Source organism: Sedimenticola hydrogenitrophicus, from assembly GCF_025175675.1.
Taxonomy (GTDB): Bacteria; Pseudomonadota; Gammaproteobacteria; order Chromatiales; family Chromatiaceae; genus Sedimenticola; species Sedimenticola hydrogenitrophicus.
Genome location: NZ_JANIOA010000024.1, coordinates 1 through 9,093 on the forward strand (window position 1 = coordinate 1; position 9,093 = coordinate 9,093).

9 protein-coding genes are annotated in these 9,093 nt (G+C 57.7%); 5 read left to right on the forward strand and 4 right to left on the reverse strand.

All coding sequences use genetic code 11. From position 1 onward, the window contains the following. Positions 1-204 precede the first annotated feature (204 nt). From NPX02_RS13440 to NPX02_RS13455, 4 genes are all read right to left on the reverse strand, one after another. Positions 205-588, reverse strand: coding sequence for an MbcA/ParS/Xre antitoxin family protein (locus NPX02_RS13440; RefSeq protein ID WP_260294237.1), 384 nt, complete (start codon positions 586-588; stop codon positions 205-207). Between the two features lie 102 nt (positions 589-690). Further along, on the reverse strand, positions 691-1,128 hold the full coding sequence (locus NPX02_RS13445) for a hypothetical protein (protein WP_260294238.1): 438 nt from the start codon (positions 1,126-1,128) through the stop codon (positions 691-693). 123 nt (positions 1,129-1,251) lie between these two features. Beyond that, on the reverse strand, positions 1,252-1,980 hold the full coding sequence (locus tag NPX02_RS13450; RefSeq protein ID WP_260294240.1) for a polyamine aminopropyltransferase: 729 nt from the start codon (positions 1,978-1,980) through the stop codon (positions 1,252-1,254). A 996-nt stretch (positions 1,981-2,976) separates the two neighbouring features. Next, the gene (locus NPX02_RS13455; protein WP_260294241.1) at positions 2,977-3,969 is read right to left on the reverse strand and encodes a transposase; all 993 of its coding nucleotides are present in this window, start codon (positions 3,967-3,969) and stop codon (positions 2,977-2,979) included. 730 nt (positions 3,970-4,699) lie between these two features. On the opposite strand from NPX02_RS13455, the gene NPX02_RS13460 reads away from it, so the two are divergent. From NPX02_RS13460 to NPX02_RS13480, 5 genes are all read left to right on the forward strand, one after another. Continuing rightward, positions 4,700-5,317, forward strand: coding sequence for a hypothetical protein (locus NPX02_RS13460; RefSeq protein ID WP_260294242.1), 618 nt, complete (start codon positions 4,700-4,702; stop codon positions 5,315-5,317). Next, positions 5,314-6,105: a hypothetical protein gene (locus NPX02_RS13465; protein ID WP_260294243.1), complete on the forward strand. Its 792-nt coding sequence runs from the start codon at positions 5,314-5,316 to the stop codon at positions 6,103-6,105. The genes NPX02_RS13460 and NPX02_RS13465 overlap by 4 nt, the downstream gene beginning before the upstream one ends. Further along, positions 6,105-7,952, forward strand: a complete 1,848-nt coding sequence (locus tag NPX02_RS21485; RefSeq protein ID WP_260294244.1) for a calcium-binding protein — start codon at positions 6,105-6,107, stop codon at positions 7,950-7,952. The genes NPX02_RS13465 and NPX02_RS21485 overlap by 1 nt, the downstream gene beginning before the upstream one ends. Positions 7,953-8,149: 197 nt before the next feature. After that, entirely contained in the window at positions 8,150-8,761 is a 612-nt protein-coding gene (locus NPX02_RS13475; protein WP_260294245.1) for a hypothetical protein, read from the forward strand. Between the two features lie 54 nt (positions 8,762-8,815). Beyond that, a complete protein-coding gene (locus tag NPX02_RS13480) occupies positions 8,816-9,076 on the forward strand; it encodes a hypothetical protein (protein ID WP_260294247.1) in 261 nt (86 codons plus the stop codon). Positions 9,077-9,093 lie beyond the last annotated feature (17 nt).

Consider the following 9,093-nt stretch of genomic DNA (forward strand, 5'->3'; position numbering starts at 1 on the left):
TCTTTTTGTAGGGTGGATAAGCGACAGCGTATGCCATCCTCAGGTCCGTAAACGGTACATTCATGTACCACTCCTCACCGCCGCAATGGTGGATGCGCCTACCGGCTTATCCACCCTACGAAACTGAATCAGCTTTACCCGGTAATATTAAATTGAAGTCTACTGGCACCAGCGGGCGCGCCGCGCCTGCCGACAACGGTCGACTCAGTCGGGCCGGGTGCTGTTCAACTCCCAGCAGAAGGTGCAATCCAGCTCCGCCAGCACCTGAACCAGTCCGCCCTCGCCCTCCTCAAGGATCAGGGCCAGCGGCGCCTGACCGAGCCGGCGGTGCTTCTGGCGCAGCCAGCGGCTGCCCATGGTGGGATTGGTGGGATAGCTGGTGTGCAGCGCCTGGGCGATACGGCGCACATAGGCGGCACGGCGCTGAATGTCCGGATCGTCCGGAAACGCCTCGCTCTGGCCCAGCCGGTTCAGCTTGCGCAGCCGGGTCTCCGGCAGCCCGAGGATAAAACAGACCTGTTCGACCCCCAGTCGCCAGACCCGCAGGACCTCCATGGTCTCTTGTGTATTGTTTATCGCTTGAGTCATGGCTACCGCATTCATGAAACAACCTCCCGCTAGTTTTATTTCCGAGTTGTTTACTGGGTTTTTAGTCTAGCATGATCCCCGCCAACTTCATATCCATCCTTGTTAGCCAAACAGCTGACGCCACCAGCGCCGGCGGTTGTTCGGCAGGACACGGGTAGAGGGGAGATCGCAGGGCGGCAGCTTGCTCAGCACCCAGCCCGGCAACGGCGGGTTGTCACTGTAACCGCAGGAGACCCCCAGGTTGTGCGGATCGTAGATTTTCACAAATGCCGGCTGCTGCAGGTTGTCGGCATAGACGATGCCGCAGTAATCCTCGTCATGTTCGCGGCGCAGGAACAGGGCCATCTCATCGAGAAAATGCTTCAGATCCCGGGCACTGGCAGGCTGTGCCGGCGGCGGTTCGCCGATGGCGTAGATGAACCAGTCATCACAGGGATCAGCGCGCAACAGATCCCACAGCGCATCCAGTTGAGGCCAGCGCAGGGTGGAGGTGAAGCTCCCCCGAAAGGCCGACATGAATTCGTTTTCTGGCAAAGACATCTTATTCCCACATCCTGATGCACGATGGGGGAAGTTTCCCACAACCGCCCGTCTACTTGTAGTCAATATACCGCATGCCGCCCCATAAACCTGTTATACCCGGCACGTCCGCAGCGACCCGGGCTAGGCCCCCGTCGCATTGCGCGCCAGGTAGACCGTGCAGGCCGACTCACCACCCTGGTAGGGGTTGGGAAACGAGACCACGTGGGACGCTGGGCTGACGAATTGCGACTCCAGCAGCCGCATAAAGGGATCGCTCGGAGGTTCGTTGGACCAAAGCCCGAACAAGCCGCCAGGGCGGATCTTCCGCGCCAGGCAGTGCAGTCCCTCCGGGGTATAGAGACCGCTGTTGGACGGGTTCAGCCAGTGGCTCGGGGAGTGGTCGATATCCAGCAGCACCGCATCCACCTGCCTCTGGGGTTGCTCTTCAAAGAAGCTGTTGCCAGGCGCCATGGCCAAGGCGAAGAAGTCCGCCTGCAGCAGCCGGCTGCGTGGATCGGCAACCAGCGGTTCACCCAGCGGTACCAGCCCGCGACGATGCCAGTCGATCACCGGCGCCATCACCTCGACCACCGTGAGCGCGCTTACCGCTGGAGACTCCAGCGCCGCCATCGCCGTGTAGCCCAGTCCGAGTCCGCCAACCAGGATATCCAGGCTGTCGCCCTCCAGCTCAGCCAGCGCCAGTCGGGCCAATTGGATCTCCGACTCGGTGAAGAGGCTGGACATCAGGAACTCGTCACCCAGCTTCACCTCGTAGACTATCTGCCCCGCCAGCCGCGGCTCCGCGCGGCGACGCAGGCTGATCTCGCCGTGCGGAGTCTTCTGGTAGTCAAGCTCTTCAAAGTCAAACATGGTCAACACCCTAACATAGGTTGGAATACGCCCCCCCTGACGGCCTTAACGGCCACGTCGGGACCCGGAAGGGGTGCGCGGACAGGAAACAGGGGTGAGGGTAACAGACAGGGTTGGTCTTGTAACCACGAGAACACCTCTATGAAATTCATCGCAAACGGTGAGGGCTTACCTCACAATGAGGCTCCGGGAAAACGCCCCAATACCGGACACCCGCCCCAATACCGGACACCTACAAATCGCCCCAAGCCCCAATACCGGACACCCACAAATTGATACTCACGATTTGATAAAGCCCCAATACCGGACATATATGGACGCCCGGCCTGTGTCAAGGCAAATCCTGCCCGTGCTGGTATCCAGCGATTACCAACCTTTGTCTGTCACCGAAGCTGTTATCGAATGATGCAAACGGTCGTGCTGACATATATCCGGTCTACTGGATGGAGGTACTTTTCTAACCTCCGGACCCTGATGAAGATCCGCGCTTGACGGTCTTAAACACCCACTCGGTCTCGCGGACCGTGTCCTAACCAGACTCAGGCCAAGGCGGAGTACCGCTCATATCATCATCAAATCGTCGACCCCGGCGATAACGTAAACTTTAAGTGATCGGACGATACTGCTCCTGCTTCTGCAACAAGATCCAAGCCAGCCGCGCCAGTCTATTCGCCAGAGCGACCGCGGCCTTGTTCGGACCGCGTCGCTCAGCGACTTGCCTGGCCCATACCAAGATCGGATCATCCCGTTTACAGATGTGGAGCGCCGTATCAATACCGGATATCAATACCGGACACCCACAAATTGATAAGGAGTCATTCCTGCAACGGTTATTCGGTCGGGCAGTATACCCATTGAAATCGCTTGGGTAGAGTTAGCAGCGAGGTTGTTTGAGGTGTGTTGGTGCTATTGGATACAAAGCGGCCTTATCCTGCACGTCAGTACCCTGCCGATGGGTTCGGCAGGGTGCAACGGGAGTGTGCAGCGGGATAAAGATCAGGGACTGAACAGACGTCTCGCTGCCCCAATACCGTGAGCCCAGCATTGCCCCCGGGATACACAAGCCCGTTGCATATCGTCGGGTCGCCCGACCAGGTGGTTGAAGTGCACTTCAAACCCCTTGGCCAACAAAAGCCAGGCATCGGCATCGATAGCCAGTCGTTGGAGTATCGGTGATAGTGTCTCTGGAATACGGCCTCGCTTATCCTCACGGAACTGGCGGCCGGTCCAGTCGACCAGAGAGAGATAATCCTCCAGCCGATAGGCCAGCCCCTTGGGCATGTCTTGTCGAGGATTGCCCACGAAAGGCATCAACTCCGGTGGCTGCGGCGGTGTGTCTTCGTCGGCAGCAGTAATCGCCCGGATACGCCGTTGAACGGAGGTGTGGTCTGATGCTTCCGGTGTTTCCGCCAGACCCGCCCGGACAGGATTGAGGTCGACATAGGCCAGACAGGCCGCGAGCGCCGCTTCGTCGAGCAGGGCCTGGCATTTGAAGCGCCCCTCCCAGAAACGGCCGCTACAGTTATCCTCCGTATTGGCGAGACGGGCAATTGGTTCGTTAAGGCAACGCATGAACCAGCTGATGGACATCAATCGTTCACGCCACTGCTCAGCGTCCGCTTCCACGCACTTTACTTCTGCCAAAGAGAGTCGGTCTCCCCGCAGATAACGCTGGGACAGCAGGGTGCCGGAAAAAAGGCCATGCCACCGCTCGATGATTTCTTGGATTGACCAGTTGAGGGCCTGGTCTGAATCTACAAACAGCACCAGATGTGTATGATTACTCATCACCGCATAGCCGCAGATATCGATGGCGAAGCATTGGGAGAGCGCCAACAAGCGCTCTTCGATCCAACCGCGCCGGTGTTCGAAAGAACGGCCGCTTTGATGGTCTTCACCACAGAGGAAAGCACGCCGGACGCAGCGTGAGACGCAGTGGTAATAGGGGGTGTCATCCAGACTGACGAGGGTTTTTCTGGGCCTGGGCATTGATCAATCCTTGATGTAAATGTTTTCCGTATGTTCTCTATTCTGGCAGACGAGAGTTGCTTGTCAATAGGTGGGTGTCTACTGATGGATCACTTGTCAATAGGTGGGTGTCTACTGATGGATTGCAAGAAGGATCAGTTGATCATCTACCGGGCGGATGGACCGGATATTCGCCGCTTATGCACATTCCAAATCCGCTACAAATACGAAAATGTCGACTGACAAGGAGATGATCCATGCCACAGCTTTCCGGACTTCATAAGTACATCAACAATCAGGCATTCATAACAGCATTTCGCGATTTCATTATCCTGGCTGAGGAAGGTGGGACCAGAAATAACCAGCCCTATTTCGATTCGACTAATTTAGCCAATGTCAATAGGTGGGTGTCCACGATCACCATAGGTGGGTGTCCACGATCACCGCGATCACCGCACGATCACCACGATCACCGCCACGTCCTTGATGGCGGCGCAGGCGCCTATCACGTTGTAAAGGGCTACGGAGACCTCATTCTTCGCCAAGCCGCTTGACACGAACTGCATTCCCCCATACCATGACCAAAGAATAAGACGCCTAACGACAAGGATCATGGATAGATGTCGCAACCCGCGCTTGATTACCCACCCGTTATACTCATCGCACGGCCACCCGACCTGCTGGCGGTTTGTCCTGTCTTGCTGATCGCCTCGGCTACCCAACTGCTGCCCGTGCATGAGGAGAACCCCGCATGGTAGTCGGCTTTCTGGTTCTTGGCGGTCTGATCATCTACCTGATCCTCACGCTCATTCTGGTTTGGCTCGGCATCCGGGTGGCGAGAGAGCGTGGCAAATCGGGCTGGAAGGGCGCCGTACCCGTGCTGGTGGTCATGTACCTGTTGATGTTCTGGGACCTGATTCCGATGCAGATGGCACATCGCTACTACTGCGCCACGGAAGGCGGCTTCTCGCTGAACAAGTCCCTGGAGCAGTGGCAGGCGGAAAATCCGGGCGTGGCCAAGACACTGAAACCGTTAAAAAATGCACCCCAGGTCGAATCCGGGAACAGGGTCCGGGTGGCGCTGAATCAGCGCTTCGCCTGGGACACCTACACCACCCGGGAATTCCTGGAGATCCGCAAGCGTGACGAGCGAATTATCGATATAAAAACCGGCGAGGTGCTGGCACGAAATGTCGACTTCGACGACGGCTTGCATTCGCGTAACCCAAAGCGCTTCAGGGATTTCAAGCTATGGCTTTGGACCGGGGCGTGTCCGGGTGAGGTCGGCGATCCTAAGTGGGTGGTAGATGGGGACTCTTTTATTTCCTTTCAAACCAAGATCGAACGAATCAACGGAGTGATGAAATGACGACACATACCGAATATGAATATGCACTATTGTCAGAAGCGGCCTATGCAGATTTTTGGGATGAAAGACTCGGGCAGGTAATTACTATTGGTAATCGTGTCAAAACCGCCCTCACCACCTCCGGCTTCTCAAATACCCAGGCCGAAGCGTTCATCACCCAGTGGCGCGTAATCAGCCACCAGCCCAACACGGGTAACGGTTTCTCCGCAACGGTATTCGAAAGCATCGAACACCCCGGCGAATTCGTTTTTGCCATGCGCGGCACGGAACCCACAGCACAATGGGGTACCGACATCACCCTGGCGGACATCGCCGACATCGGCGCGGACGGCATCGCCCTGAACCAAGCTATCGACCTGATCAACTACTACCAACGCCTGACCACGTCGGGCACGGACATGGCCGTTCAATACGACGTCTATGAAGGCATCATGCCGCCCCCACCGGGAACGACGGAGTACCAGGTGTCCAACCTCTTGGGTGTACCCTATTATCGCTACGTTAAAGTCGCCGATCCGGTCCAAGGCCTCGGGGTGATTCCGGACACGGTCGGCACCATCGACATCGCCGGCCACTCCTTGGGTGGCCACCTGGCGCTGATCCTGTCTCGGTTTGACCCCAACCGTGTGGATGACGTTCACACCTATAATGCACCCGGGTTTGATACCGGTATCATCGGCAGTGACGACACCGAATGGTTTTCCGGGCGATGGCGGAAGCGGAGACGAATGAAACTGGAGCGACCACCGTCGGCAGTTTTCCGGTATCACGCATCAGTAATTTGGTAGTGCCCGAAGATTTGGTTTCCGACATAGGTGATCTGCCGCCAGGAACCATCCCACTCTTTTCCGAAGTAGACAACACCACAGAGGCGCACACCGCATTATCCGCTCACTCCATAATCAATGTGGTCGACGCCCTGGCCCTCTACGACCTGTTCACAAAACTCGCGCCCAACATTGGCTTGAATACAACGGGCGAGATCCTGCAGGCCGCCTCGGCCACGGCAAAAAGCAGCCTGGAGGCCACCCTCGCCGCTGTCGGCGCCCTCTTCGGGGAACAATTCCCGAGAACCGAAACCACCCGCGATACGCTGTACCGGAATATTGACAAACTTACCGACACAAACGTCCTGTTCAGTCAAGCGGCGGGCTTGCTGGGTATCGAATCACTCGCGAACAAAAATGCCAATGATCTGGTCAATCTTGCCACATCCCACATCGCCTACCGCTATGCCCTGGTCAACCTCAACCCTTTTGCCCTCACCGGCGATGACAGCCTCTATGCGCAGCACAACGCCGATGGTGAGCTGGAAATTTATGATCTCCAGTCCGGCCAAGGGTGCCTGACGAGAGATTATCTGAACGACCGTGCCGCATTCCTGGCGACGAAGATCCAATTCAACACGACCGGCAGTAGCCTCAAGGGCACCGAAACCCTCGAATACCATGACCTCGCCAGTGATACCCTGGTAATGGTTACTGCCACCACCGCCGGCGCCTCCAAACGCATCGTCTTCGGTGGCGACGGCAATGACCCCTTAACCCAGGGAGGCGATAAGGAGGATCACCTATACGGCGGCAAGGGCGATGACCTGCTGGAAGGTAAGGGAGGCGCTGATTACCTGGAAGGCGGCAAGGGCCACGACACCTACCGGGCCGGAGACGGCGACACCCTGTTCGATATCGACGATAACGGCCAAGTACTTTTCGAGGGCAAGCCACTAAAAGGTGGCACCCGGCAGAATGACGGCAGCTACCAGAGCGCCGATGGCGTTTTCACCTATCAGCTAGCCGATGGCACCCTCACCGTTATCGACGGTAACAAAACCCTGACGATCAACGACTTCACCTCCGGCGACCTGGGCATCACCCTGGATGATGCCGCGCCGGAACCGGGCGATACCACCCACACCATTCTCGGCGACCGCCTCTGGAAAGACTTCGACACCGACGAGCCCGGCATCCAGGTCCAGTACGACGCCTTGGGCAACAAGGTCCTCGACGAAGGAGACATCGAAGCCCACGACCAGGAAGATACCCTCTACGACAGCACGGGCAACGACCTGATCCAGTCCGGCGGCGGCGAGGATTTCATCAATGCCTGGCGCGGCGGCGATGACCACATCCAGGCCGGAACAGGACAAGACAAGGTCTATGCTGGGGATGGCCACGACCTGATCGAAGGCGGCGCCGACACCGATATCCTCGCCGGCAATGCCGGTAATGACCGGCTCTATGCCGATGCGGAGATCGAGCCGGGCGCCTTCCTGGCCAGTGACACCGGACAAACCACCAACACCCGCGACTGGCTCTCGGGCGGTGCTGGCGACGACCTGCTGGTGGGCAGCCACGGCGACGACGGGCTGGCCGGCGGCACGGACAATGACCTGATCCTCGGCGGCGCGGGGGATGACAATATCCTCGGCGATTCCGACTACACCGCCCAGGCGTTCGACTGGACCTATACCGATACCGACGATGGGCGCGTCTTCTCCCCCGTTAGCGGCGTGACCAACCCGCCCGATGGCGGGGCGGATGTGATCCATGCCGGTACGGGTAATGATCACGTCTGGGCCGGGGTGGGTGATGATGTGGTGTTCGGCGGCAGTCTTAGACTTCGCCAAGCCGCTTGACACGAACGGCATTCTTCCATACCATGATAAAAGAATAAAATGCCTAACGACAAGGAGCATGGATGAATGTCGAAACCCGCGCTTGATTACCAACCCGTCTCACCCACCGCACAGCCACCAAGCCTTCAGGCGGTTCGCCCTGTATTGCTGAATGCCACTGCTATCCAATTGCTGCCCTCGTATGAGGAGAACCCCTAATGGTAGTCGGCTTTCTGGTTCTTGGCGGTCTGATCATCTACCTAATCCTCACACTCATTCTGGTTTGGGTCGGTGTCCGGGTTGCACGAGAGCGTGGCAAACCGGCCTGGAAGGGTGGCGTGCCGGTGCTGGTCGTGATGTACCTGCTGTTGTTCTGGGACTGGATCCCGCTGCGGGTGGCCCATAGCTACTACTGCGCCACAGAGGGTGGTTTCTCACTGAACAAATCCCTGGAGCAGTGGAAGGCGGAGAATCCGGGGGTCGCTAAAACACTCAGGCCAATCCCTGATCCCACACGAACAAGCACGGGAAATCTGGTCCGCTACCCGCTCAACCAGCGTTTCGCCTGGGACATCTATACCACCCGGGAATTCCTGGAGATCCGCAAGCGTGACGAACGGATTATCGATACGAAAACCGGTGAGGTGCTGGCACGGTATGTCGACTTCGACTCCGGGCAGGATCAGCACAACCCGAAACGGTTTCGGGACTTCAGGTTGTGGCTTTGGGTGGAGTCGTGCGAGAGAGGCCAGAAGATGCCTAAAAAAATTAAGTTCAATGGATTCAAAGGGATAATCGAAGACTTAGGAGAGAAAGATGGATATCAGTGAGACAAGATCTATGGCGGTGCTCTCAGAGGTAAGTTACTCTGATTTCAGCAATAGGTGGATGTCCACGATCACCCCGCGCCGGCGCGGACCACGATCACCGTTTGTCAATGGGTGGGTGTCCACGATCACCCCGATGACGTGGTGATCAGCGAGATAGACTACACCCTGACGGACAACGTCGAGGAGCTGCGACTCGCAGGCAGCGCCCTGAACGGAACCGGTAACGACCTGGACAACACCCTCACCGGCAATGCCGGCGACAACCGACTCGACGGCGGGGCCGGCAACGACCTCAAACTTCTCCAAGCCGCTTGACGCGAACGGTGTTCCTT